The sequence below is a fragment of the Novosphingobium sp. TCA1 genome (assembly GCF_009811895.1).
GTDB classification, from domain to species: domain Bacteria; phylum Pseudomonadota; class Alphaproteobacteria; order Sphingomonadales; family Sphingomonadaceae; genus Novosphingobium; species Novosphingobium panipatense_A.
In genome coordinates this window covers 1-23412 of the sequence record NZ_BLJH01000004.1, presented here as the reverse complement: position 1 = coordinate 23412, position 23412 = coordinate 1, and the positions used below count along the sequence as shown (strand labels likewise).

Here is a 23412-nt window from a genome sequence, read left to right as displayed (position 1 = left end):
TCCCGTGATCGTCAGAACTTGGCGCGCAGGCCGATCGTGCCGGTGCGCGGCGCGCCCGGCGTGACCCAGAGCGGCGAATAGCTGTTGGCGTACCAGTGCTTGTCGAACAGATTGGTGATCGATCCGAAGAGTTCCACGTTCTCGATCAGGTCCACCTTGCCGAACACCCGGAACAGCGTGTGCGCAGGCAGCATGAAATCGCTGCCGGTTTCGCCCCGGCGCTTGCCCAGGTATTGCACGCCTGCACCGATCTGTGCCTCGCGCTCGCCGAATGCAAAAGTCCTGGCGACCTGCATGTTGAGGTTGTGCTTGGGAATGTTCACCAGCGCATCGCCGGGCCGCAGCGCGAACGAGGTGTTGGGGTCCACCATCTCCGAACGCGATTCCGCATCGACATAGGCATAGCTCACCAGCACCTCGACACGGCCGGGCAGCGTCCCCGCGAGATCGAGTTCGGCGCCGCGGCTGCGCGCCTTGCCGATCGCCAGCGAGAAGCCGGGCGCATCGGGATCGGTGGCAAGAACGTTGTTCTTGGTGAGCTGGAAGGCGGACAAGGTGCCCGTGATCGCCCCGCCGAGCAGGCTCAGCTTGACGCCGGCCTCAAGGGACTCGCTCTGCTCGGGATCGAAGATATTGCCGCTGACATCCGTGCCGACATTGGCCCGGAAGCCCTGGCCATAGGCGGCATAGAGCGTCACCGGATCGCTCAGTTCATAGACTATGCCGGCCTGCGGGCTGAAGCGGCTGCGCGTGCGGCGGCTGTTCTGGCTGGTCAGGCGATTGTCGGTTTCCAGCGTCAGGTGATCGAAGCGACCGCCGATGCGCACCTGAAGCCGGTCGGTGATCTCGATCTGATCCTGCACATAGGCGCCGATGGAACGCTGGCGGTCGGTACGGTCCATCATCGCCGGGCCGATCGGCAGCGGGAAGCGGCCATAGACCGGATTGTTGATATCGATGACGTAGCCCTGCTGCTCCGAGGGGTTGGTGCTGAGGGCAGGCGGACGGAAGCGCAGGAACAGCTGCTTGTAGTCGAAGTTGTCGTAGTCCGCGCCGATCAGCACCCTGTGCCTGAAGGCGCCGGTCTCGAACTCGCCCGCAAGTTCCGCGCGGATGGCATAGTGCCGCGCATCGTAACGGCGCGAACGGCGCTGGCGCGAAAGCGAGCGGCCATCGGTATAGAGCGCCTGACGCGAGGCCACCGTCTCGGCGTCGGACGAGAATCCGGTCAGCAGGGTGTCGCGGATGCTGCCGCCCACCAGCAGGCTCCAGCGGTCGCTGAACTGATGGTCGAGGCGCAGCTGGTGCCCTTCGGCGCGGGCGACGGTATCGCCGTCCCCCGGCTCGCCCAGGAAGCGCGAGCGTGGCACGGTGTCGAAATTGCCGTCCAGCACCACGATGCCGCGATCGAACGGCACCGAGACGCGGGTCTTTTCCAGATCGTAAGTCAGGCGCGTGTCAGGCCCGAGGGCAAGACCGATCGAAGGCAGGAAACCCCAGCGGGTCTGGTGGACGTGATCGCGGAAGGTATCGCCATCCTCGGCATAGCCGATCAGGCGCACGGTCAGGCCGCCGGTCACGGCCAGATTGACGTCGGCCTCGCCGCGCACGCGGTCCCAGCTGCCGTACTGGATCGCCGCCGTGCCGAAAGTGCGGCCGAGTTCAGCCTGCTTGGTGACGAGGTTGATCGTGCCGCCCGGCTCACCGCGCCCGATCAGCGCCGCCGCGGGGCCTTTCAGCACTTCGACCCGCTCGATCCCCGCCGTATCGCGCTGCCCTCCGAAACCGCGCCCACCGTTGAAGCCGTTGACGAGATAGCCGCTCGGCATGTTCTCGTCGCCCGTAAAGCCACGGATCGCGAAAGCATCCCACAGGCCGCCCAGCGTGTTCTGCCGGACGACCGAGGCATTGAGGTCCAGCGCGTCGGCCAGGCGCTGAATGCCGTTCTGTTCGAGAACTTTCGCATCGATCTCGCTGATCGACTGCGGAATTTCCGAAACCGCGAAGTTGCCGCGATAGGCCTGGCGCACCCCGGTTACGGTGATCGCTTCGCCGCGCTCCTCTGCCGCGCCTTCCTCGCTTTCGCCAAGTGCCTCCGCGCTCGCGGGAAACGGTGCCGTTGCCAGGGCGAAAGGCAAGGTTCCGGCCAACAGCCGGCCGTTCTTGAAGATATGAAGCATGGCGACCCCCGGAAGCATCTGGACTTGTCCGGGCACCCTTACCCTTGACGGGGCGGACCTCTGTCAGGGCAATTCGGGCGAGTCAATGATATGTTGCAACATCACAATAGTTGATCGCCAAGTTCCCGGTATAGCAAATGTGATCGCGAGATCGGGCAACGTACCAGAAATATATCTGGCGATCAGCCGTTCAGCCGGTAGCTCATCGGCACCAGGAACTGGCGCTTGCCCATCGACGCCCCCCGCGGTGGCCTTGGGTAGGGAATGGCCTCGCGGATCTGCTCCAACGCCAGCCGGTCCAGCGCGATATGGCCGCTGCTGCGCACCAGTTCCGCCAGTTCGAGGCGGCCCCTTTCGTCGATCAGCAACCGCACCAGCGCCGTGCCTTCTTTTCCCTCGCGGGCAAGGCGGGCCGGATAGCCCTTGTGGCGGGCGATCCATGCAAAGACCCGGCGGGCGTAGACGTCCTCCCCTTGGGCAGTCGCAGCGGCGGAGGCGGCGCGAGGCGGAGCGGCGGTGTGTCCGTCTTGCGTACTCTCACCGATAGCACTGCCTGCCGCAGGTTCGGAGAGCGACCTGCCCGGCGCCAAGGCGACAGGCGTGACCGGGACGGGCAGGGCATTGTCGGACAGGCGCAGCAAGGTTGGCGGCGCCGGGGATAGCGGCATCTGCGGCCGGACGACCGGTGCGGCCATGGCAGCCGATGCCGAAGCCGCGACCTGTTCGCGTTTCTCGTCCCGAACCGGCTGCGTTTCCCGTGCCTGCGGTGGCGCCGAAAGATCCACCGCGCGGAATGCCACCACGGTCTCAGCCCCCGGCGTCCCGGCCGAGCGACCGGCATCGAAAACCGCCCAGGCCAGCGCCAGAACCGCCGCATGAACCGCACCAGTCAGTAGGAAAGAGAGGGAGCGAGACGAAACCATTGCGGCGCGCCTAGCTTTATTGCTATCGTATCGCAATAGCATATAAGGAATTCGGATGAGATTGCGCTGGCCGGAAATCCTGGCCCTGTCCGTCAACGGTGCCTATGCGCTGTTCAGCCTCGCAGGGGTCAGCAACCTGATCCGGCTGCATCTTTACCAGGGAAATGCGCCGGAGCCGGTACTGGTTTCCCTCTTCGCGCTCCTGACGATTTTGTGGATCGCCAATATAGCCCGCGTGCTGTGCCCGATGCGAACGAATTCGCTCCTGCAAGCCATGCTCAACGGTCTGGCGATCATTCCCGGCCTGTTCGGCCTGCTGTTCGGCTTCATCGACCCGGCCGGATGGTTCGCCGCCATCGCGATCCTGCCGCCTCCCCTCGTCTATCTCCTGGCTAGACGCCGCCTCAAAGAGTCCTGAGGAACGCCGCCAAGGCCGCCTGCTCCTCGCGCGTCAGGCCCAGCCTGGACACCAGCGGATCGGGCACGGGCGGCGGCACATCGCCCGGTCGCTTCGTCCGATCCCGTCCGCCGCCGCCATTATAGAGGGCAACGACGTTTTCCAGCGTCGGGAAGAGACCGTTGTGCATGTAAGGCGCGGTACGGCCTACGCCGAGCAGCGACGGCGTGCGAAACCTGCCGACGTCAGCGGCATCATGCGTCACTTCATAGCGCCCGAGGTCCTCGCGCGACCGGCCGTAGAAACTGATGCCGATATTGTGAAACTGCCCGTCACTCAGCAAAGGACCGTTATGACAGGCTGCACAGCCCGCCTTGGTGCGGAAGAGGTGCAGGCCTTGCAGTTCCTGGTCACTGAGAACCGAGACGCCCTGCTCCATGACCCTGCTCCAGCGCGAGCGGGGCGGGCGCAGCGTCCGTTCGAAAGCGGCAATCGCCTCGGCCGCATCGCCCTGGGTCAGGCGGCGATGCAGGCCCAATGCGCGGAAGGCGCTGCGATAGTTTTCGTCACGATTGAGCCGCCGCTCCACCAGCCGCGCCGTGCCTGCCATTTCCTTCTCGTCGAGCATGGGATGAATGGCCTGCTCTTCCAGACTGGCGGCACGACCGTCCCAGAACAGCGGCGTGATCCAGGCCGTAGTATAGAGCGACTGCGCATTGCGCCGCCCGCGCTGCCGGTCGTGGCCAAAGGCCGTGCGCAGCCCGTCCGCCATGCCCAGTTCGGGGCTGTGGCATGAAGCGCAGGCGATCTGCCCGGAACGGGAAAGCGCCGGATCATCGAACATCCGCTTGCCGATGGCGGCCAGAGCTTTCTCCCGCGCATTCGCCTCGGGGAGCCGGGGGAGCGGGCCGAACTCGGTGAAGCGAGCCCCCTCCCCCAGCCGCGGTCGCGGCCAGGATTCCGGCCCTCCCGCGTAGAGCGCCCGCAGTGCCCCTGCCTGCGTATCGCCTCCACCCCCTGCCTGCTGCGCGCGCCCGACGACACTGCCCCCGATCGCGATGATCGCCAGGGTCGTAACAAGGCGCGGCAACAGGCGATAACGCGACATCTAACGATCAGAACCGGTAGTTCAGGCCGACCCAGAAAGAGCGCCCGAACTGATAGGGATTGCTCGTAGCCGTGCTGTTCGGCGAAGGCAGGCGGTCGAACAGGTTCGCCACCCGCACGTCGGCGGTCAGCACGCCATATTGCGACCGGATCACTTCGGCCTGGGCATTGAGGTTCACATCCAGCGAACGCGGATAGTTCACATAGTCCCAGACGTCGTAGGTCGCGCCGTCGATCGTCGTCCTGGCGCCGGTTTCCTCGATGCGCCGGACCTTGTCGGTATAGCGCAAGTTGACGTTGGTGGTAATGCGGTCGCTCAGCCAGAGCGCGGTCCAGGTCATGTTCGCCATGAAGGGCACCGCCATGTCGTCGCGCTGGGTCATCGCGATGATGTCGGTATAGCTCACGACGCGGCCCTGGAAGGCGACCAGCGGATTGTCGATCACCTCTTCCACCGGCACGAAGTAATCGTCATTGGTGGTCGTGGTCTTCGAGAAGTTGGTGCTGAACGCGAAGGAGTGCTTGCCGAAACTGCGGGTCCATTCCAGCGAAAGCCCGCGATACTTGCTGTAGCCGTCATTGTTGATGACATAATTGAGGTAGGAAACCGTCCTGCCGTTCTCCAGCGTCTTGGTCAGGGTTTCCCCGGCGGAGCGAACGAATTCATCCTTGCCCTCGCGGTAGATGCCCTTGATGCGCAAGTTGCCGCCGAGGATGCCGGCAGAAAGCGCCGCGGAGAGTTCGTCCGAATAGGGCGTCTTCTTTTTCCCGTCGGAATAAGTGGCAGTCCGGCTGGTCCGGGACATGGCCCAGTCCGCTTCGGAATAGAGGCCGCCCTGATCGGCGGCACCGCGCGAGTATGTGAAGTTGTCCGGGTATTGCTCGCGCAAGGCATAGGCCAGCATGGAGCGCCCGTAATAGCGGTTCGCGCCCAGCGTCACGCTCCAGCCGTCCCACGGCAGCGCGTAAGTGGCGGAAAGACGCGGCGAGATGTTGTGATTGCCGAGGAAGCTCTCGTAATCGTAGCGCAGGCCCGCGCGCAGCGACAGGTCGCCGAGATCGGCCGTGTACTCGGCCCAGGCCGCCACGCTATCCAGGTTCACGCGGGCGCGGTAGGCCTGGTAGTATTGGTAGGTCGTCAGGGCATATTGCCCGGTCATGCAGGCCAGACCGTCCGGTTCGGCGCAGACGATGGTGGCCGCCAGATCGCGGTCGGTCGGCTGGAGGTAGGCATAGCCGTCCTCCGCGCGCCGGCGCATCGCCTCGATGCCCTGATAGTCCAGGCCCATCGCCAGTCGGCCCGGCCCCAGCGGCGCGGACCAGCGGCCGTTCAGGATGTAGTTGTTCTGCCACTGATCGAGCTTGCCGAACCCGCCGATCGTGCAGTTGGGACTGGAGCAGACATTGCCCGCTTCCGTCCAGGACGGGATGGAGTAATTGATCGGTGGAGCATCGCGCCCCGTATCGCTATGGGTGAAAGCGGCGGAGATCGACCAGTTAGTCGTCCCCGATTTCGCCAGTTCCAGCTTGCTGCTGATGCCCCCGCCATGCGTGACGATCAGGTTCTGCGTGCCGTTGGCATTGGAGGCTTCGCTGTCATAGGGCGTATAGGAAAACTGCCCGGTCAGCCGCAGATCAGCCGACAGGTCCGCCTCGGCCTTGGCGAGGAAATTGTCGCTGACGCTCGACTGGCCGTACCGGGTCGAACCATAGGCCCTGCCGCGCGTATAGACGACATCGGCGCGCGAGCGATTGTAGCCCAGCAGAAGCCCGAAATCCTGGCTGATCGGCAAGTCCACCGTCGCCCCGTAACGCCATTTCTCGAACGACGGCTTCTTCGGCATCTCGTCCTCACCGATGGCCTCGCGCGCGCCTTTCGCCATCCTGAAATGGGTCAGCGCGTCGGAGCTGTAGGATACCGTCGTCGTGAAGCCGAACTCCCGTTTCGGGGAGCGGGTCTTGATATCCAGCGCACCGCCGGTGAAGCGACCGAACTCCGCCGAGACGTTCGAATCCCGCAGCGTCACTTCACCTATCAGGTTGGTATCGAACCAGGCCGTCTGCGGGCTCGCGCCCGATAGCTCCATGGCATGAGTCGGCGCCTCGCCCTCCACGTCCACGCGGGTATTGGCGTCCACGCCGTCGATCGTGATCAGGTTCTCGTAATAGCGCCCGCCGGAGATCGAGATGTCGGCAGGGCTGATGTCCTGGATATCCTCCTCGTTCGTGGTGGTCTGGCGGCGGAACTGGACGGTGGGCATGGCCTTCAGCAGCTGGTTGGCGTCGCCCGATCCCGGCGCGCGGGCACGGATTTCCTTTTCGGTGATGCGCGTGGTGCCGCTATCCGCGCCCGTGCCCATCACATAGCTGTCATCGGCGCGCTCTCCATCGGCGACCACTTCCGGGAGTTGCTGCTCCTGGGCATGAGCCTGAACGGCAGGCACGACCATGGCCGTCGCGAAAAGCGCTCGCGCGAGTGTAATCTGCATTGTGCGACCCCTGTTTTCTTTCGGGGGCGGCCTCTAGCCATATGACCGGATTATTGCAATAGATTCGCAATAGCATTAAATTCAATCGCGCGGACATGAGCGGCAAGTCAGGCGATGGGCAACCGGGCAAAATCGTTCAAAGCGCACGCGTTGCATTTACCGGCGACCATGGCGTAGGCTCCGCCCAGCAATTCATCGCCGGAGCCTCCATGATCGACCGTCGCCGCTTCTTATCGTCCGCATCCGCAGGCGTTGCCGCCGTTTCCGCAGGCCCCGCACTGGCACGCGTCTCAGCGCCGAATGCCGGAAACGGTGCGGGCGACCCTGCCCTTGCCGCCTTCATGGACAAGTACTTCGAAAGCCAGGTTGATGCTTCGCCCGAAACCGCGACGCAACTCGGCCTGGACAAGGGCGCGCGCGCGGCCCTCAAGTCCCGCCTGACCATCCCCACGCGGGAGCAGGAAGAAAAGGACCGCGCCCGCGTACGCGCCGCGCGTGCCGAGCTAGGCGGCCTGAACCGCGCCGCGATGAACGCCCAGGACGCCATCCATTACGACACCATCGCCGCCAATCTCGATGCCGTCATCAAGACTTACGCCATTCCCTATGGCCAGGGCGGATGGCCGCAGGTCTATCGCGTCAGCCAGGGCGGCGGCGCCTATCTGAACACGGGGGACTTCCTCGACAACCAGCACACCATCGCGACGCAGGCCGATGCCGAGGCCTATGTCTCGCGCGTCAACGACTTCGCGGATGTCCTGGCGGCCGAAACCGACCGTGTGCTTGAGGATTTCGCGCTTGGCGTGATCCCGCCGGACTTCATCCTCAAGAAGACGATCGGCCTCCAGGCGGGAATGCTGGGCACTGCGGCGGGCGAATCCACGCTCGTCCAGTCGATCGTCCGACGCACCCGCGAGAAGTCGATCCCCGGCGACTGGGGCGCCCGCGTCGAGAAGCTGGTGTCTTCGCGGGTCTATCCGGCTCTGCAGCGCCAGAACGATGCCCTGAAGGCGGCACTGCCCAAGGCCGGTCACGAGGCCTCCGTCGCGCGCCTGCCGCAAGGGGCGCAGTACTACGCCAACAGCCTGAACTACATCACTACCACCCGCATGACCGCCGAGGAAATCCACCGTGTCGGACTGGAGCAGGTCGCCGACCTGACCGCGCGTTCCGATGCCCTGTTGAAATCGCAGGGCTACTCGCAAGGCACCGTGGGCGAGCGCATGGCGGCGCTGGTCGCCAACCCGGCGAACGTCTATCCCAATACGGACGAAGCCAAAGTCGAGCTGATCGCGCATCTCAACGAGCAGATGGCGGCCATGCAGGCTCTGCTGCCCAAGGCCTTCGGCCGGCTTCCGAAGTCCAGCGTGGAAATCAAGCGCGTGCCCCCGGAGATCCAGGAAGGCGCCTCGCAGGGCTACTACAACTCGCCCAGCCTCGACGGTTCGCGTCCGGGGATCTACTGGATCAACCTGACCGATACTGCCAACTGGCCGAAGTTCGGCCTGCCGACACTGACCTATCATGAGGCGATCCCGGGCCATCACCTGCAGATCGCCCTCCAGCAGGAAAGCGCCGCCGCGCCCAAGCTGATGAACCTGATATTCTTCTCCAGCTATGGCGAAGGCTGGGGCCTCTACGCCGAGCAACTGGCCGACGAGCTGGGCGCCTACGACAACGATCCGCTGGGGCGCGTCGGCTTCTACCAGAGCCTGCTCTTCCGCGCGGTGCGCCTCGTGGTAGACACCGGCATCCACTTCAAGGGCTGGAGCCGCGAGCAGGCGATCCGCTACTTCATCCAGAACACCGGCCGGGCCGAAGGCGGCGCGACCTCGGAAGTGGAACGCTATTGCAGCTGGCCGGGCCAGGCCTGCGCCTACAAGGTCGGCCACAACGAATGGGTGCGCCTGCGTGAAAAGGCCCGCAAGACGCTGGGACCCCGCTTCGACCTCCGCGGCTTCCACGACATGGCCCTTGCCGGAGGCGGCATGCCGCTGACCGTGCTCGAACGCGTCGTCGACAACTGGATTCTTGCGCACAAGGCCTCCGCGGCCTGACACGGATCGCGCCGGAGGGCGGGATGCGATCCCCTCCTCCGGCGCCCTCCTCCGGCACAATGCCGATATGCTCCTCGCAGCTTACATGTTGGCTGCGGTCGGCCGAACGATCACTTCGTTGATATCGACGCCTTCGGGCTGTTCCAGCGCATAACGGATCGCGCGGGCAATCGCGTCCGGCGTGAGCGCCTTCTGCCGCCATTCCTTGAGCGCCGTCGCCACTTGCGGATCGCTGATGTCATCGCCGAGTTCGGTTGCCGTCACACCGGGCGAAATGATGGTGGAGCGGATCTCGTCATGCTCCTGACGGAGCCCTTCGGTAATCGCCCATACCGCATATTTCGTGCCGCAGTAGACGGCGGCCGTCGGCAATACGAGATGGGCGCCCACCGAGGCGACATTGACGACATGGCCGCTTTTGCGCGCCAGGAAGCCCGGCAGCACGGCGGCGATGCCGTTGAGCACGCCGTGGATGTTCACGTCGATCATCCGCTTCCATTCGTCCCGCTTCAAGGCCGCCAGCGGCGACAAAGGCATGACCCCGGCATTGTTGACCAGCACGTCGACCCGCCCGAAGCGAGCTTCCGCAGCGGCTGCGAAAGCGTCGAAGTCCGCAGCGTCCGTCACATCCAGTTCACGCCAGGCGACATTGTCTCCCAGCTCCTCCGCCAAGGCCTTCAGGCGCTCACCCCGGCGCGCGCCGATGAACAGTCTGGCGCCCGCGCCCGCCAGTTCGCGGACGGCAGCCTCGCCGATACCGCTCGACGCACCGGTGATCAGCACGACCTTGTTTTCCATTCCCGACATGACATTTCCTTTCTTCCGATTGCCCGGTCAGAATGGCGGCAGAAGCGGCACATGCGGTAGAGCGATCGGACGAAGACTTTGCACGATCCTCCAAAACACGCGGACCTGACTTGCGTGAAAGCCCCTCGTGGTGGATGCAGGACTGCATGAGCGACATTACCGACCTCGCCAGTGCGATCGCCCGTCACGCCCCGCTATCGGGGATGATGCAGACTTCGGTGCCGCGCCTCACACTCATAAGGGCAGAGCAGCCGAGTGAGCCCTTGCCTGCGGTTTACGAAGCATCGCTTTGCCTGATCGCCCAAGGATCGAAGCGGGTTTCACTCGAAGAGCACAGCATCCTTTACGATCCTGCGCGCTACCTGCTGGTCTCGGTGGACCTCCCGCTGGTCGGGCATGTGCTGGAAGCCAGCCCGGACGCGCCTTACCTCTGCTGCAAGATCGACCTGGACCAGGCGGCCCTCGCCGATCTTGTCGCGGAACGACATGACGAAATTCCCCAGGGCGAACTGCCTGTCCTCGCCGTCTATCCCGCGGATTCGGATCTCGTCGATGCCGCGTGCAGGCTGGTGAAACTGCTGGACCGCCCCGAGAGCATCGCCACTCTGGCCCCTCTCATCGAACGCGAAATCCTCTATCGCCTGCTGACCGGCCCGCACGGCGCGCTGCTGCGGAAGATGTCCTCCTCCGACAGCCACCTGAGTCAAGTGAGCCGCGCCATCGCGGCGATCCGAAAGGGTTTTCATACCCGGTTGCGGATCGACGACATCGCGAGCGCGGCAGGCATGAGCCCGTCATCGCTCCATGCCCACTTCAAGGCGATCACGCGGATGACCCCGCTCGACTACCAGAAACAGCTCCGGTTGCAGGAAGCGCGCAGGCTGATGATGACTGCCGGAGCCAGCGCCGGAGCGGCGGGCTTCGCGGTGGGATACGACAGCCCATCGCAGTTCAGCCGCGAATATCGCCGCCTGTTCGGCGCACCGCCACGGCAGGATATCGCACGCCATAGCGCCGCGCCGGATCGCGCCATGGCGCTTTGACGCCCATCCCTTCCGTCAGCGGCACTTCGGCGAGGAACCGATATCGGCGATGTTGGCCACTCTGCCGTCGGCTACCCCCATCTGCAGGCATTGCCGGGTCTGGCGGTTGTACCAGATCGTGTAGGCGGTGTTGCCGCTCTTCAACCCGTCGACATTGGCGAAGCCCCGGCGCTGCATCTCATCGTCGGCCGACGAACCGCGCGCGCCCTCCAGGTCGCTGACATTGACCGAGGGGCTGTATCCGGCGCCCCTGCGATCATGATCGCGGTAGCTGGTTTCCCGCCCGCGCTGGCGGACGCCGGCCTCGTAACCTTGCGAATAGGCGTCGGACTTGTCGTAATTATGGTAGCTCTGCGCATAGAGCCCGTCCCGATATCCGCGCTCGTAGACGCCGTCCCGGTCATCGTCGTAATGCTTGCCGTCGTCGTGATCGTGGGACTTGTGGCTGAGCGCCAGCGCGCCCAGCAGCGCCACGGCGGCGGCGCCTGCCACGATCGCTCCGGTATTGCTTCCGCCCGAGGCTTTCTGGTTGCAGTCGGCCGGAAGCGTGCTGGTTATCGCATTGAACCGCCCGTCCATCGTCGCCACCGTGACGCAGCGTTTCGACGAACTCTTCCACCAGTTGCTCCAGGTACGATCGTCGCCCTTGGTGGAATTGATATGAACGTAGCCCCTACTCTCAAGCGCCTGCTCGCCACCGGCAGCGCGACTACCCACCAGATCGGCGAGATCCGAGGGCGCCTGTGCCATGGCCTCATGTGGCAAGGCCAGAGCGGTCGCAAGGCATAGTGCCAGAAATCCCGAGCCCTTCATCCATTACCCTCCGTCGGAAAACCGCCGCGTCGCACCCGGCATGAAAATCGAGGCTATAGAGGCCGAAATTCTGCGACATCGCCATAATGCGCAAGATCTCCGCCCGCTTACAGGAAAGTAAATTCAAGAACTTGATTGCGGGAAGCTTCTCACCTTTTCGGCATCGTGCCAAGTCTCTTCTGGACGCCCTCCATCTATACGCGGTGCAGTTCGGCACGGTCCGGCGTGACCTGATAGCGCACGAGCGTACGAATGGCGCCGCCCGGCTTTTCGATCTCGTCCATGACCTTCACGTCCGTGGTCCAGCTTTCGGCCGTAATGTCGAATATCTGGTAGCCCCGGCGGTCGGTATAGAGATCAAAGTTCGGGTTATTCTCCAGGATATGCGCGAAGCCGTCATCGCCGCGCCCGTTTCCGCCCGACGAGATCGAGGTCGCCAGGAACTCCACGGCCACACCCTTTCCGTCCGGCGCCTCGTCGCGCTCGGGCACCACGCCGGCGGCATGCTTGTGGTGGTCGCCCGTGGCGATGACGACATTGGTGAGGCCGTGGCGCCTGATGCTTTCGCGAAGGCGCGCCTTGGCGGGGCGGTAGCCGTCCCACAGGTCGGTCTCGAACACCGGGCGGCTCGCGCCGGGTGCGCGCACGTCGAAGGGCATGACGATGACCTGCTGGGCAAGCAAGTTCCAGGTGGCGCCATTGCCCAGCCCCTCGTCCAGCCATGCCTCCTGCGCGTGGCCGAGCATCTCGGGGCTGGCGTGGGCCTCTGGCGTGCAGGTCTCGGCGCGGGCTACGTCGTTGCACGACTGGTCGGTGCGGTAGCTGCGCGTGTCGAGGACGTGGGTTCTCAGGAGATCGCCGTAGTCGAGGCGGCGATAGGCGGTGATACCAGCAGTGCTCGGCATCTGCGCACGGCGCACCGGCATGTTCTCGTACCACGCCTGATAGCCTGCCATGCGGCGCAGCAGGAAGACCTCGGGCGGGGTGCCGTCCTGGTCGTAGTCGCCCGCCCAGTTGTTGTCGACTTCGTGATCGTCGAACGAGGCGGCGAAGGCCGATGCCGCGTGGGCAGCCTGCAGGTGCGGGTCCGACTTGTACTGCGCATAGCGGCGGCGATAGTCGTCGAGGCTGTAGATTTCGTCGCCGTGATGGCTGCGCACCGCGCCTTGCCCGACCGGCCGCCCGGCGCCTTCGTAGATGTAGTCGCCGTAGTGAAACACGAGGTCGAGGTCCTTCTCGCGCGCAAGGGCGCCCCAGACATCGTAGAAACCCGCTTCCCAGTGCTGGCATCCAGCAACGCCGATGCGCAGCCGGTCCAGCGCCGCCCCGGCGACTGGCGCGGTGCGGGCACGGCCGATGGGGCTGACATCGCTGCCCATGACCGAGAAGCGATACCAGTAGTGGCGGTGCGGCAGCAGACCGCTCACTTCGACATGGACCGCATGGCCAAGCTCGGGCCGCGCCAGCGCCTCGCCCTTGCGCACCACGCGGGAGAAGCGCTCATCCTCGGAAACTTCCCAGGATACCGGCACCACCATCTGCGGCATGCCCCCGTGCTCGTCGAGCGGGCGGGTCGCAAGGCGGGTCCAGATCACGAAGCCGTCCGCCCAGGGATCGCCCGCGGCAACGCCGAGCGTGAAGGGATTGGCGCCGAGCGGGCGGCTCAGCACCGCTGCGTGAGCAGGCAGGCGCGAGAGCAGCAGCAGGCCAGCGCCCGATTTCAGCAGCGAGCGGCGGTCGATGGTCATGGCAAAAGGCATCCGGTTTCGAAGGAAAGGAAGAAGAGGCGCGGGATCATTCGTCCCGCTTCCACCCCAAAGCTGACAGCATGATGTCGAACAGGCGCGTATTGGGCATGAAGCCGCGCACCTTGTCCGCGCCGGGGCCGGATGCGGCGACGATCACTTCCTCGCCGGTATGGTTGCGCTCCACGGTGATGACGGACTTGTCCGAGGGTTCGTACTGCTGCGCGAGCGGCGTCGCACGGCTGCCGCCCACCATCCGCAAGCCGAAGCTGTGGTCGGCGGTGAAGAGGATCAGCGTGTCCTTGCCCGCCAGTTCGTGGGCGCGGCGGACCATGGCGTCCATCTCGCCGACATGGCGCAGCCCCGCGCGCGGATCGTCGGTATGCATGTCCCATTCGACGACGAGCACGTATCCCTTGGGGTTCTTCGCCAGACGCGCCAGCGTGGCTTCCAGCGCGGGCATCGGCGCGAAGTCCGCATCGCGCAGCACGGCGGCGCGCTTCGGCTTGGCCACGAGCGAGAGGTCGTCGCCAAGGCTGTAGTCGGCAGCGGCGAAGGCCTTGCGCGCATCGCCCCCCATCACCGCATCGGCATCGGCACGGCCCTTGCCGATCAGCACGTCCACCCCGTCACCATAGCGGGGTTTCAGCATCTGGCGGAAAATCTCGGTCTTGTCGGACCGCCGCGCGACATGGGCATAGTTCGCGGCAGGGGTCGCATCCCAGATCGGCATGTTGGTCACGATGCCGGTGGCAAGGCCGCGCTGCTCGGCATATTCCATGAGGCTCTTGACCGGCACCGCCTGTCCGCCCGCTCCCGGCAGCGCCGAGACCATGGCGTTGTTGGTCTTGCGGCCGGTGACGATGGCAGTCATTCCCGCCGCCGAGTCCGTCACCCATTCATCGAGCGCCGAGGTATCCGACAGCGCGATGTTCGGCATCGACTGGATGAACAGCGAAAGCGGCCGGTCGTTTTCGAGGATGCCCGCAGCGCTCAGCGTCGAGACCCCGCCCGCATCGCCAAGGAAGAGGATGACGTTCTTCGCCTCCTCGGCCCGGCCCGGAGCAGCGGAAAGGCCGAGCGCTGCAACGCAGGCCGTGAGGGCGAGGGTTCGGATCATCGAGCGGGGTTCCTCTTTCAGGTTCAGCGAACGGGAGCAGGCGCGGGGGCCGAGCCCGTCTCGGGGTCGTAGTTGGGGTTGGCCGGGTCCTGCGGGCGCGGATCGCCCTCGCCCGGCTTCGCGCTTTCGGTCCATGCGCGCACGAGCAGGTCGCGCAGCATGGCCGCGCCTGCCGCGCTGCGGCGGTAGACGAAATCGCGCCCCTCGCGGCTCTTCGGATCGGCAAGGACCTTGCGCTTGTCGAGGTCGAAGATCGTTTCGACATCGGCATTGCTCTCGTTCAGGAACGTGAGGACATGCTCGAAGAGATCGCCCTCCTGACGCGCAGGGGCGCCGATGCGCTTGGCGAAGTTCTCGGGCTGGAGGTCGATCGCATCGGCATAGCCAATCTCGAAGGCGCCGTGGATGCCGCCGCCGGTCGCGTAGCCCTTGGGATTGGGGCCGACCCAGCCCTCGCAGTGGATGCTGACGTGGTGGGGCTGCGTGCCATCGCCGATGTAGTGCGACATCCACGCGGTGTAGAAGGCCAGCGTCTGTTCGATGTTCGCGGTCGGCTCTCCCCGCATGCGCTTCCAGCGCAGGCTGCGCATGCCCGCGACGATGCGCCCGTAGCCTTCCATGATCGCGTAAGGCATCGTGCCGGTCCAGCGCACGTTGAGGCGTTCCGCAGCCTTGGGGTCGATTTTCCGCACGCGTTCATGCTCGCGATAGAGGGCCAGTACGAAGGCATAGCGCGAGCGTGGGACAGGTTTAAGAAACTGGAGCCGTTCCACGAACCAGGTGTGGTTGGGGTCCTCGTCGATCTTGGAGAACGGCTCGGAGGATGAGCGCCAACTATCGGGCGCGCCCGCTTCCTCGCCGATGAACTCGGCATATTTGCGCAGGAACACCGGCCCGTCCTCAGGGAGTGCATCGAGCGCGGCATGGTCGATCACGGCATGGCCGCGTCCGCCCCAGGCAAGCGCGGGGGCGGCGTGGATGCTCGCCGCAAGCGTGAGGGCGAGAAGCAGATTTCTGCGCATTGGAAAGACTTTCATGAAACGAGAAAAGGGCCGGCCGAACGCAGCAGCGTCCAACCGGCCCCTCGGGTCAGGATCAGAAGTTGTAAGAGATGCCCACGTAGGCACGGCGGCCCGAGTAGATCGAGCTGGTCAGGCGGTCCTTGGTGTCATTGCCGAGGTACTGCCACTCGTGCGACTTCGTCAGGTTGATGATCGAGGCAGTGAGCATCAGCCCGTCGCGGATCTCGTAGGAGGCGTTGAGATCCACCTGCTCGTATGGCGCGGTGTAGGTGTTGAGGCCCGAGGACAGGCCGCCCACCACCGTGCCGCGGCGGTTGTACGAGGCGCGCAGCAGCAGGCGGCGGGTCTCGTAGAAGACCGAGGCGTTCCACTGCGTCTTCGCGCTGCCGACCAGCGGCGAGGTGCCGACCTTCTGCCCGTCCAGCGTGACGTCCGCCGTCGAGGTGTCGTTATAGGTGAAGTTCACCTGTGCGCCGAGGCCGAAGGGCAGCGTGTGCTGCGCGTAGATTTCCACGCCCTGCGACACCGCGTCCGAGCCGTTGGCAACGGTCGAGTAGGATTCGATCAGCACCTGCTCGCCCGCCACATCGCGCGTCACGTCCATGACGAGCGGGACGATGAAGTTCGACACGTCCTTGCGGAAGGCGGTGGCGCCGACCACCGAGCCGGGGCGGAAGTACCATTCCACGCCCACGTCGTACTGCCATGCCTTGAAGGCATTGAGCTGCGAGTTGCCACCGCTGCCCGACCAGCCCGCGAATTCCCCGAACTGGTCGCGGTCAAAGGCATAGGCGTCCGACTTGTAGGTGAGCGAGCGCGCACCAGCGAGGTCGGAGATCGAGGGACGCGACACCACCTTGGCCACCGCGCCGCGCACCAGCAGCGTGGGCGTCACGTCATAGGAAAGATTGAGGCTGGGCAGCACGTCGGTATAGCTCTTGCGCTCGTTGAGGCGCACGTTCTCGATCACTTCGCGCTGGTCGAGCGGCAGGACCTGGCAGTTGCCGTCCGCGCCGAGCGGGCGGTTCGGATCGAAGGGGCCGTTCGGGCCGTCCACGCAGTAATCGACGAGGTACTGCAGGCGGTCAGAGGTCTGGTCGCGCTGGATGGTCTTGACCACGCGCACGCCCAAGTTGCCGCGCAGGCCGCCGCTCGCGAAGTTCGCCTGCGCATAGCCGCCCAGCGTCTCTTCCGAGAGGTCGTAGACGTTGTTCGGTTCGGGCTCGCGCACCGAGGGGCCGTAGCGCTCGTTGATGATCTCGAGATAGCGCTGGAAGTTCAGGCCCGGGAAGAGGTTGGCGCTGAAGCCGCCGTTGATGTTGCCTATCGGCTTGTCATAGTAATATTCGGGCAGCGCGATCGCGCCTTCCGGCGTGTTCTGGTAGCGCACCTTGTTCGCGGCATCGGCATACCATTCGTTGCGCCCGGTCTCCCGGTGCACTTCCAGCTTGCGCCACTTGCCGCCGAGCTGGATCGAACGCAGGAACCCGCCATCGAACTGCCGCGTCAGGTCCAGCTGGACATAGGGCTGGTCGATCGCGCTGTTGGTGAAGCTGGAATTGGTGCCGCCGATGTCGATCTGGGCCACGCCGTTCATCAGGTTCTGTTGCAGCTCGGGCGAGAATTCCATCGCCACGCCCTTGCTGGACAGGTCCCAGGCGCTGAGGAAGTTGCCGTTCTGCTCCTGCCCCGTCACCGTGATGCGCGGCTTTGAGGCGACCTGGAAGCGCATCGAGGGACCGCCGCGCGAGGCGGTCTTGCCCACCTTCAGCACTGCATCGAAGCGGTCGAGCTTGTAGTGCGCCTCGCCCTCGAAAGTCTGCGAGTGCTGCTTTTCCTTCGAATAGTACCCTGTGATGCGCGGCGTCTCCATGGTACACATGGGGGTGGCATTGAGGCAGGCCGCGCCCGGAACCGCGAAAGTGGCGGACTTCATGACCGTGCCGCTCTTGTCGAACACGGCATCGCTGAAGAACTTGCCGTATCCCCATTCGGGAATGGTCGACTGGTTCATGATGTAGTCGCTGGAGTATTCGAAGCGGAAGTAGTTCGCGGTCAGCGTCAGCGTGTCGGTGGGCCGGAACTGGGCGGTCGCCTGGATGCCGAAGCGTTCGCGGTCCTGGTCGAAGACTTCGGCGCGGACCGACTGCGGGGCCCAGTAGCCGGTATAGTGATCGCCGCCGGTCGTGCTCTGGCCTCCGCCGGTCCAGTAGGACACCGCCGCATCGTTGGCGATGGCATTGCCGTTGACGTCGGTGGCGCGCTCCAGCACCTGCCCGTCGGCGCCCCGGTCGCTCCACCAGCGCCAGGTGCCTGCGGTGGAGCGCATCTCGCGGTTGGTGCGCTTCTGGTAGACGCCGCCGATCAGGAAGCCGATCGTCTCGTCCTCGTTCTTCCACGAATATTGCGCGCCGATCTGCGGCTCGAACTTGTCGCTATTGTCGGAATAAGTACCCTCCGCCGAGACGAAGCCCGAGCCCGAAGGGACGTCGAAGGGACGGCGGGTGTTGAGGATGATGGTGCCGCCGATGCCGCCTTCTTCCAGCCGTGCTTCGGAGGACTTGTAGACCTCGGTGCTGGCGATGAAGTTGGCGGGCAGCATCACGTAGTTGAACGAGCGCTGCGGGTCGCCGCTGTCGGCACCGGCCAGGAAGTTGCCGTTGAGCAGGGTCTGGGTAAGGCCGGGCTGCAACCCGCGGATGCTGACGCGCGACCCTTCGCCGCCATCGCGGGTGATGACCACGCCCGGCATGCGCTGAAGCGCGTCAGCCACGTTCTTGTCGGGGAACTTGCCGATGTCTTCCGCCGTGATCACTTCGACGAAGGCGTTGGCCTCGCGCTTCTGCTGGAGCGCTTCCTCGATGGATTCGCGGTAGCCGGTGACGACGATGTCGGGATCGGCTTCGACCTCACGCGCCGCCGCAGCAGCGGGCGCGTTTCCCACCGTGTCCTGCGCCAGTGCAACAACCTGTCCGTCATCCCCGACGACGCGCAGGCCCGAACCTGCGATCAGGCGGCCGAGGGCTTCCTGGCGAGACATCGTGCCGCGCACCGAAGGCGCAGCCATGCCGCGGATCTCGGCGGCCGGATAGACGATCTTGACTTTGGCCTGCTTGGAAAACGCGATCAGCGCCTGACCGAGCGACTGTGCCGGAACATCGAAATAGATCACTGCGGCCTGGACCGGGCTGGCCACCATCGCGGTCGATGCCGCAAGGGCTGCGACAAGCAAATTCACTGTGCGGACGGACATGAAATCTAACCCCCGAGATGGCGCACCGTTTGCACCATTCGGGGGGATGACGGGCTGGAAGCGACTTGCCTCCAAGTCGGCCGAAAAAAATTTTAGCGGGTCAGTTCATAGCCATCGGCTGTCGCCACCACGCGGGCATCGAGTGTAAGCGACACGGCCTTCAGGAACTGGTCGGGCCGGTCGAGATCGAAGCGCCCGCCGATCTTCTCCCGCGCAAGATCGGCATTACCCACTGTGATCTTGCGGCTGAGATGGCGGTTGAAATCGGCCACGGCCTCGGCAACCGACTGGCCGAGGAAAACGATCTCACCGGCCCGCCATGCCATGAGCGAGGCGACCTGCTCCTGGCTATGCTCCTGCAGCCGGGGCGTTCCGGTGCCGTCGACGACGATCGACTGGTTGGGGCGCAGCGTCAGTCCGCTGCTATCCCGTGTCAGCGGCATGGCCGCGCCGCCCAGCATGGTCAGTTCCGCGCGCGTGCCGAGCAGTCTCGCATCGAAATGCCCCGGCGCAAGCGGCAGAGTCGTCTCTTTCACCCGCAAGGCGCCGGAAGCCCCGCGTCGCAAGTCCAGCGCCACTTCCCCGCGATCCAGCCGCACTATCCGCTGCTCGCGATCGAAGCGCCAGGAAATCGAGCTGTCGGTATTGAGAAAGGCCGTGCTGCCGTCGGGCAGGCCGATGCGCCGGGTTTCACCCACTCCGGTGGCCGCGCTGTCCCAGGCATAGGCCCGCTGCGCCAGGAAGCCGGATCCCAGTAAAGCCACCGGCAGACCTACAGCGGCGGCGGAAAGCCACTGGCGGCGGCTGGCGCGCATCGGCGCCGCCTGCACGGCCGGAGCGGCAAGGGGCGCGGAACCGGCCTGCTCCCAGTTCGCGGCGATCCGGGCATAGGCGACTGCATGGGCGGGATTGCTCCGCCGCCACGCCTCGAACTCTTCCGGCTGCGCGGTTCCCGCATCCAGAGCCGCGAACCAGCGCGATGCTTCGGCAAGGAGGGTGTCCTGTCCCAGGGGGTCCGTCATCTTCGTCATTTCGCGCGGGGTCTGTAGATATGCCTGGAGCCAGCCGGGTTATGGGCCGTGTCATCCGCATCTATCAAGCTGTGGTGGATCAGAGAAGCACCTTCTCGCGCATCCCGGTTTCTGCAGGCATATCGGACGCTTCCTCGCCGCCGCGTTCGTGCGGCGTCAAGGCGTGGGTCAGAAGCTCGACCGCGCGCGCCAGCCGCTTTTCGAAAGTGGACACGCTGATGCCCAGATCGCTGGCGATCTGCCTCGGGGTTTCCTCGGCCAGGCGGCGGCGCACCAGCGCGATCCTGCACCGGTCTGGCAGGTTCGAGATCGCGGTCTGCACCCGCTCCATCTGCACGCGCGCAGCGACGATGCGGAAGCTGTCCGGCGTATCGTCGGCAATTTCCAGATGCGCAGGCGCCGGCATCGGCTGCATGGTCACGACCCGCGCCTGCCGGATCCGTTCGATCGCCTGGTTATGGATCATGCGCATGACATAGCCCGGCGGATTGAGAATCGCGCTCCAGCCGTCGAGCGTGAACAGCTTGGCATAGACTTCCTGCACGATGTCCCCCGCCTCCTCGTCATTGCGCACCGTTCGGCGCGCATAATCGAGATAGGCGCGCTCGTGCGGCAGGACTTCGTCGATAAACCAGCGATCTATGGGGCGGACATGAGGGGCGGTCACGAAGCACTCTGAACGAAAGTGTGAACGCGCCCGCACCTAGGTGGGAAAAATGTACCTTTGGCTACAGCTGTTTCGATTGCTGAATCTTCCAGAGGCACTTGACCTCACGGCCATCACGCAACATGTATTGTTACATGAAACGCGATAGCCGTCTTTCCGGTGTTCTCCATGTCCTCCTGCACATGGCGGAGCAGCCCGGCCCACACACTTCCGAAACGCTTGCCTTGGCGATGAACACCAACCCCGTCGTGGTCCGCCGCATTATGGCCGGGCTTCGCGAGCAGGGCTTTTTGCGATCGCAGAAAGGACACGGCGGCGGCTGGACGATCGCCTGCGACTTTTCCCGCACCACGCTGCGCGACATCTATGAGGCGCTTGGAGAACCGGAAATCCTTGCCATGGGCAACCGTACCGAAGCGCCCGGCTGCCTTGTCGAGCAGGCGGTGAATGCCGCCTTGGGCAGTGCCTTCGATGCAGCCGAAGCGATGCTGCTCACGCGCTTCGGCGAAGTGACGCTTGCCGACCTCAGTGCGGATTTTCATGTCCGCATGGCCGGCCGCACCACACCCCCAACCCTGGAGAATGAACATGGAGCATGACGCTCTCGTCATCGGCGGCGGCTTCGCCGGTCTGGCTGCCGCGACCTATCTCGCCCGTGCGCGCCGCAAGGTCTGCGTCGTGGACAACCGCCTGCCCCGCAACCGTTTCGCAAAGGCATCGCACGGGTTTCTCGGCCAGGACGGAAGCAATCCGCTGGCCATCCTTGCCGAGGCCCGCGAACAATTGAGCGTCTATCCGACCGCCGCTCTCCTGCAGGACGAAGCCGTTTCAGCCCGGAAGGATCGGGACGGCTTCACGGTGTCCATGGCAAGCGGACAGACGCTGAAAGCGGACAAGCTGATACTGGCGTTCGGCCTGCGCGACGAGTTGCCGCCCATTCCGGGCCTCCGAGAGCGCTGGGGCCAGTCGGTCCTGCATTGTCCATACTGCCATGGCATCGAGTTCAGCGATCGCCGGCTCGGCGTGCTCTACCGCACGGAAATGTCCGTTCACCAGGCCCTGATCGTCGCGGAGTGGGGACCGGTAACGCTCTATCTCGACGGCGCTCGGCTCGAACCGGATGCCGCACGGAAACTGGCTGAGCGCGGCATTGCCGTGGTGGACGGTCCCGTCTCGGCACTGGAAGGCGACGGCCCTGCCCTGTCCGCCATTCGCCTCGAAAGTGGAGAACGGATAGCCATCGACGCACTCTATCTGGCGCCGCGCCCATGCCTCTCCAGCCCGCTGGCGGAACAACTCGGCGTCGACGTCGAGGAAGGTGCGATGGGGCCGGTAATCCGCACCGATGCGGACAAGTTGACGAGCGTTCCCGGAGTCTATGCCGCAGGCGACATCGCCCGCGCCCCGCACAGCGTCAGTTGGGCCGTTGCCGATGGAGTCACGGCCGGAACCTCGGCACACCGCGCCATGGTTTTCGGCTGAGAGCGCCTTCGGCCGAGAGACCGGACGTCCAGAGGACGGCCGGTCCAAGCCTTGAAAAGCTCAAAACTCGATCGAGGCAGAAGCCTTGAAGGTGCGCGGGGTCCCCTGGAGCAGCTGCGTGCCGAAGACCGCGAAAGACGAAGCCCAATACCGCTTGTTGGCCACGTTATCGACGTTGAAGCGCAGCGTCAGCGGCGTATCGCCGCCCAGCAACGCGACGTAACGCGCGCCTAGATCGAACCGGGTCCAGTCGTTCAGTTCAAGCGTATTGGCCTGATCGACCGCCTGCTTGCCGGTGTATACCACACGCCCGGTAAGGGTCAGCGCGGGCAGGAAAGGCATGTCCCATTCCACGTTCGCATTGGCCAGGATATCGGGGACGCCGACCGCATCGTTGCCCTGGTTCACGCCGCCGTCGGTGCGGCGCAACTTGGCATCGTTGTAGGTCACGCCGCCGATGACGCGCAGGCCCTTGGTCGGCTCGCCATCGACAGTGAATTCGATACCCCGGTTCCGCTGGGTGCCGAAGTTGCCGTATTCATAGAAGCCGGCATTGTCGGCATCGGGACGGTAGAAAGTGTTCGGTTTGTCGATCTGGAACAGCGCGAGCCCGGCGTTGAAACGGCCCATGTTCAGCTTGCCGCCCACTTCGTACTGCACCGACTTGACCGGCGGCAGCACTTCACCGCCATTGGTTACCTGGAAAGGCGTACCACCGATTTCCACGGTCGCGCCCGCCGTGGAGCCCTGCACCAGCCCCTCGATGCGGTTACCGTAGAGCGACAGACCTTCGACCGGCTTGATCACCACGCCAACGACCGGCGTGATGGCATCCTTGTTGTAGCCGCCGGATTTCGAACCGTCGGTATAGGCATAGGAAGTCGTCTTGATCTGCTGGAGACGCAGACCGCCGGTGATCAAAATGCGGTCATCCCAGAAACCGGCCGTGTCCGACGCGAAGATGCTGGCCACACGGGTCCGGCTGATCGGGAAAGGATCGTCCAGATCGCCGCCCAGAAGCGTCGAGGGCGGAACCGCCACAGTAGGCGTATCGTAGAGGTTGGTGTCGTAGCTGCCGAAGAAATCGTAGGCATTGCGGTTAACCTGCCAGCTTGCGGCGACCCCGACATTGACTTCGTGGCTCATGCCCCCGCCGTTCAGCTTCACGCGCAGGCCGGTCGTAGCGGATTCGTTGTTGTCGGTACGCGGAACGTAAGAGCCCGATTCAAAAGTGTCTCAAGCGTAGCAATACCTTGCGGTTCTGCGGATGAGCATG

17 protein-coding genes and 1 pseudogene are annotated in these 23412 nt (G+C 64.8%); 5 read left to right on the top strand and 13 right to left on the bottom strand.

Annotated elements, in window-relative coordinates; genetic code table 11:
* Window positions 1-11: 11 nt before the first annotated feature.
* Together NTCA1_RS06800 and NTCA1_RS06795 are read right to left on the bottom strand one after the other, a co-directional pair.
* The gene (locus NTCA1_RS06800) at window positions 12-2180 is read right to left on the bottom strand and encodes a TonB-dependent siderophore receptor (RefSeq protein WP_159829545.1); all 2169 of its coding nucleotides are present in this window, start codon (window positions 2178-2180) and stop codon (window positions 12-14) included.
* 182 nt (window positions 2181-2362) lie between these two features.
* The gene (locus tag NTCA1_RS06795) at window positions 2363-3103 is read right to left on the bottom strand and encodes an energy transducer TonB (protein WP_159829543.1); all 741 of its coding nucleotides are present in this window, start codon (window positions 3101-3103) and stop codon (window positions 2363-2365) included.
* A gap of 55 nt (window positions 3104-3158) precedes the next feature.
* Here NTCA1_RS06795 and NTCA1_RS06790 point away from each other — a divergent pair, with 55 nt between their 5' ends.
* On the top strand, window positions 3159-3521 hold the full coding sequence (locus tag NTCA1_RS06790) for a hypothetical protein (RefSeq protein WP_159829541.1): 363 nt from the start codon (window positions 3159-3161) through the stop codon (window positions 3519-3521).
* Here the strand turns inward: NTCA1_RS06790 and NTCA1_RS06785 are convergent.
* Window positions 3508-4608: a cytochrome-c peroxidase gene (locus tag NTCA1_RS06785; RefSeq protein WP_159829539.1), complete on the bottom strand. Its 1101-nt coding sequence runs from the start codon at window positions 4606-4608 to the stop codon at window positions 3508-3510. The two genes, NTCA1_RS06790 and NTCA1_RS06785, sit on opposite strands and share 14 nt — an antisense overlap.
* Before the next feature lie 7 nt (window positions 4609-4615).
* Window positions 4616-7096, bottom strand: coding sequence for a TonB-dependent siderophore receptor (locus NTCA1_RS06780; RefSeq protein ID WP_159829537.1), 2481 nt, complete (start codon window positions 7094-7096; stop codon window positions 4616-4618).
* A 209-nt stretch (window positions 7097-7305) separates the two neighbouring features.
* On the opposite strand from NTCA1_RS06780, the gene NTCA1_RS06775 reads away from it, so the two are divergent.
* The gene (locus NTCA1_RS06775) at window positions 7306-9153 is read left to right on the top strand and encodes a DUF885 family protein (RefSeq protein ID WP_159829535.1); all 1848 of its coding nucleotides are present in this window, start codon (window positions 7306-7308) and stop codon (window positions 9151-9153) included.
* A gap of 81 nt (window positions 9154-9234) precedes the next feature.
* On the opposite strand, the gene NTCA1_RS06770 is transcribed toward NTCA1_RS06775, so the two are convergent.
* Window positions 9235-9960 (bottom strand): SDR family oxidoreductase, encoded by a 726-nt coding sequence (locus NTCA1_RS06770; protein WP_159829533.1) that lies wholly within the window; start codon window positions 9958-9960, stop codon window positions 9235-9237.
* Window positions 9961-10106: 146 nt separating this feature from the next.
* Between NTCA1_RS06770 and NTCA1_RS06765 the strand changes: the two genes are divergently transcribed.
* Window positions 10107-11003: an AraC family transcriptional regulator gene (locus NTCA1_RS06765; protein WP_159829531.1), complete on the top strand. Its 897-nt coding sequence runs from the start codon at window positions 10107-10109 to the stop codon at window positions 11001-11003.
* A 15-nt stretch (window positions 11004-11018) separates the two neighbouring features.
* Here NTCA1_RS06765 and NTCA1_RS06760 read toward each other — a convergent pair whose 3' ends face one another.
* The 7 genes from NTCA1_RS06760 to NTCA1_RS06730 all read right to left on the bottom strand — a co-directional run bounded on the left by NTCA1_RS06760 (window position 11019) and on the right by NTCA1_RS06730 (window position 20654).
* Window positions 11019-11816 (bottom strand): hypothetical protein, encoded by a 798-nt coding sequence (locus tag NTCA1_RS06760; RefSeq protein WP_236549142.1) that lies wholly within the window; start codon window positions 11814-11816, stop codon window positions 11019-11021.
* Between the two features lie 194 nt (window positions 11817-12010).
* Window positions 12011-13564, bottom strand: a complete 1554-nt coding sequence (locus NTCA1_RS06755; RefSeq protein ID WP_159829529.1) for an alkaline phosphatase — start codon at window positions 13562-13564, stop codon at window positions 12011-12013.
* A 46-nt stretch (window positions 13565-13610) separates the two neighbouring features.
* The gene (locus NTCA1_RS06750; protein ID WP_159829527.1) at window positions 13611-14681 is read right to left on the bottom strand and encodes an alkaline phosphatase; all 1071 of its coding nucleotides are present in this window, start codon (window positions 14679-14681) and stop codon (window positions 13611-13613) included.
* 23 nt (window positions 14682-14704) lie between these two features.
* The gene (locus NTCA1_RS06745) at window positions 14705-15703 is read right to left on the bottom strand and encodes a nuclease (protein ID WP_086493998.1); all 999 of its coding nucleotides are present in this window, start codon (window positions 15701-15703) and stop codon (window positions 14705-14707) included.
* 73 nt (window positions 15704-15776) lie between these two features.
* Entirely contained in the window at window positions 15777-18956 is a 3180-nt protein-coding gene (locus NTCA1_RS06740; protein WP_236549141.1) for a TonB-dependent receptor, read from the bottom strand.
* A 92-nt stretch (window positions 18957-19048) separates the two neighbouring features.
* Window positions 19049-19978: a FecR domain-containing protein gene (locus NTCA1_RS06735; RefSeq protein WP_159829525.1), complete on the bottom strand. Its 930-nt coding sequence runs from the start codon at window positions 19976-19978 to the stop codon at window positions 19049-19051.
* An 88-nt stretch (window positions 19979-20066) separates the two neighbouring features.
* Window positions 20067-20654: an RNA polymerase sigma factor gene (locus NTCA1_RS06730; protein ID WP_159829523.1), complete on the bottom strand. Its 588-nt coding sequence runs from the start codon at window positions 20652-20654 to the stop codon at window positions 20067-20069.
* 134 nt (window positions 20655-20788) lie between these two features.
* On the opposite strand from NTCA1_RS06730, the gene NTCA1_RS06725 reads away from it, so the two are divergent.
* Both NTCA1_RS06725 and NTCA1_RS06720 read left to right on the top strand, forming a co-directional pair.
* On the top strand, window positions 20789-21253 hold the full coding sequence (locus tag NTCA1_RS06725; protein ID WP_159829521.1) for an Rrf2 family transcriptional regulator: 465 nt from the start codon (window positions 20789-20791) through the stop codon (window positions 21251-21253).
* Entirely contained in the window at window positions 21243-22136 is an 894-nt protein-coding gene (locus NTCA1_RS06720; protein WP_159829519.1) for an NAD(P)/FAD-dependent oxidoreductase, read from the top strand. Before NTCA1_RS06725 ends, NTCA1_RS06720 begins: the two co-directional genes overlap by 11 nt.
* 60 nt (window positions 22137-22196) lie before the next feature.
* Here NTCA1_RS06720 and NTCA1_RS06715 read toward each other — a convergent pair.
* Window positions 22197-23318 (bottom strand): annotated as a pseudogene (locus NTCA1_RS06715) (TonB-dependent receptor); the annotation flags it as partial.
* Window positions 23319-23412: the final 94 nt, after the last annotated feature.

Bases quoted from the DNA above. Each gene is read 5' to 3' on its own strand.
- NTCA1_RS06770 (WP_159829533.1), bottom strand. From the start codon at position 9,960: ATGTCGGGAATGGAAAACAAGGTCGTGCTGATCACCGGTGCGTCGAGC.
- NTCA1_RS06745 (WP_086493998.1), bottom strand. From the start codon at position 15,703: ATGCGCAGAAATCTGCTTCTCGCCCTCACGCTTGCGGCGAGCATCCAC.
- NTCA1_RS06785 (WP_159829539.1), bottom strand. From the start codon at position 4,608: ATGTCGCGTTATCGCCTGTTGCCGCGCCTTGTTACGACCCTGGCGATC.
- NTCA1_RS06790 (WP_159829541.1), top strand. From the start codon at position 3,159: ATGAGATTGCGCTGGCCGGAAATCCTGGCCCTGTCCGTCAACGGTGCC.
- NTCA1_RS06750 (WP_159829527.1), bottom strand. From the start codon at position 14,681: ATGATCCGAACCCTCGCCCTCACGGCCTGCGTTGCAGCGCTCGGCCTT.
- NTCA1_RS06740 (WP_236549141.1), bottom strand. From the start codon at position 18,956: ATGTCCGTCCGCACAGTGAATTTGCTTGTCGCAGCCCTTGCGGCATCG.
- NTCA1_RS06795 (WP_159829543.1), bottom strand. From the start codon at position 3,103: ATGGTTTCGTCTCGCTCCCTCTCTTTCCTACTGACTGGTGCGGTTCAT.
- NTCA1_RS06775 (WP_159829535.1), top strand. From the start codon at position 7,306: ATGATCGACCGTCGCCGCTTCTTATCGTCCGCATCCGCAGGCGTTGCC.
- NTCA1_RS06725 (WP_159829521.1), top strand. From the start codon at position 20,789: ATGAAACGCGATAGCCGTCTTTCCGGTGTTCTCCATGTCCTCCTGCAC.
- NTCA1_RS06720 (WP_159829519.1), top strand. From the start codon at position 21,243: ATGGAGCATGACGCTCTCGTCATCGGCGGCGGCTTCGCCGGTCTGGCT.
- NTCA1_RS06800 (WP_159829545.1), bottom strand. From the start codon at position 2,180: ATGCTTCATATCTTCAAGAACGGCCGGCTGTTGGCCGGAACCTTGCCT.
- NTCA1_RS06765 (WP_159829531.1), top strand. From the start codon at position 10,107: ATGAGCGACATTACCGACCTCGCCAGTGCGATCGCCCGTCACGCCCCG.
- NTCA1_RS06780 (WP_159829537.1), bottom strand. From the start codon at position 7,096: ATGCAGATTACACTCGCGCGAGCGCTTTTCGCGACGGCCATGGTCGTG.
- NTCA1_RS06760 (WP_236549142.1), bottom strand. From the start codon at position 11,816: ATGAAGGGCTCGGGATTTCTGGCACTATGCCTTGCGACCGCTCTGGCC.
- NTCA1_RS06735 (WP_159829525.1), bottom strand. From the start codon at position 19,978: ATGACGGACCCCCTGGGACAGGACACCCTCCTTGCCGAAGCATCGCGC.
- NTCA1_RS06755 (WP_159829529.1), bottom strand. From the start codon at position 13,564: ATGACCATCGACCGCCGCTCGCTGCTGAAATCGGGCGCTGGCCTGCTG.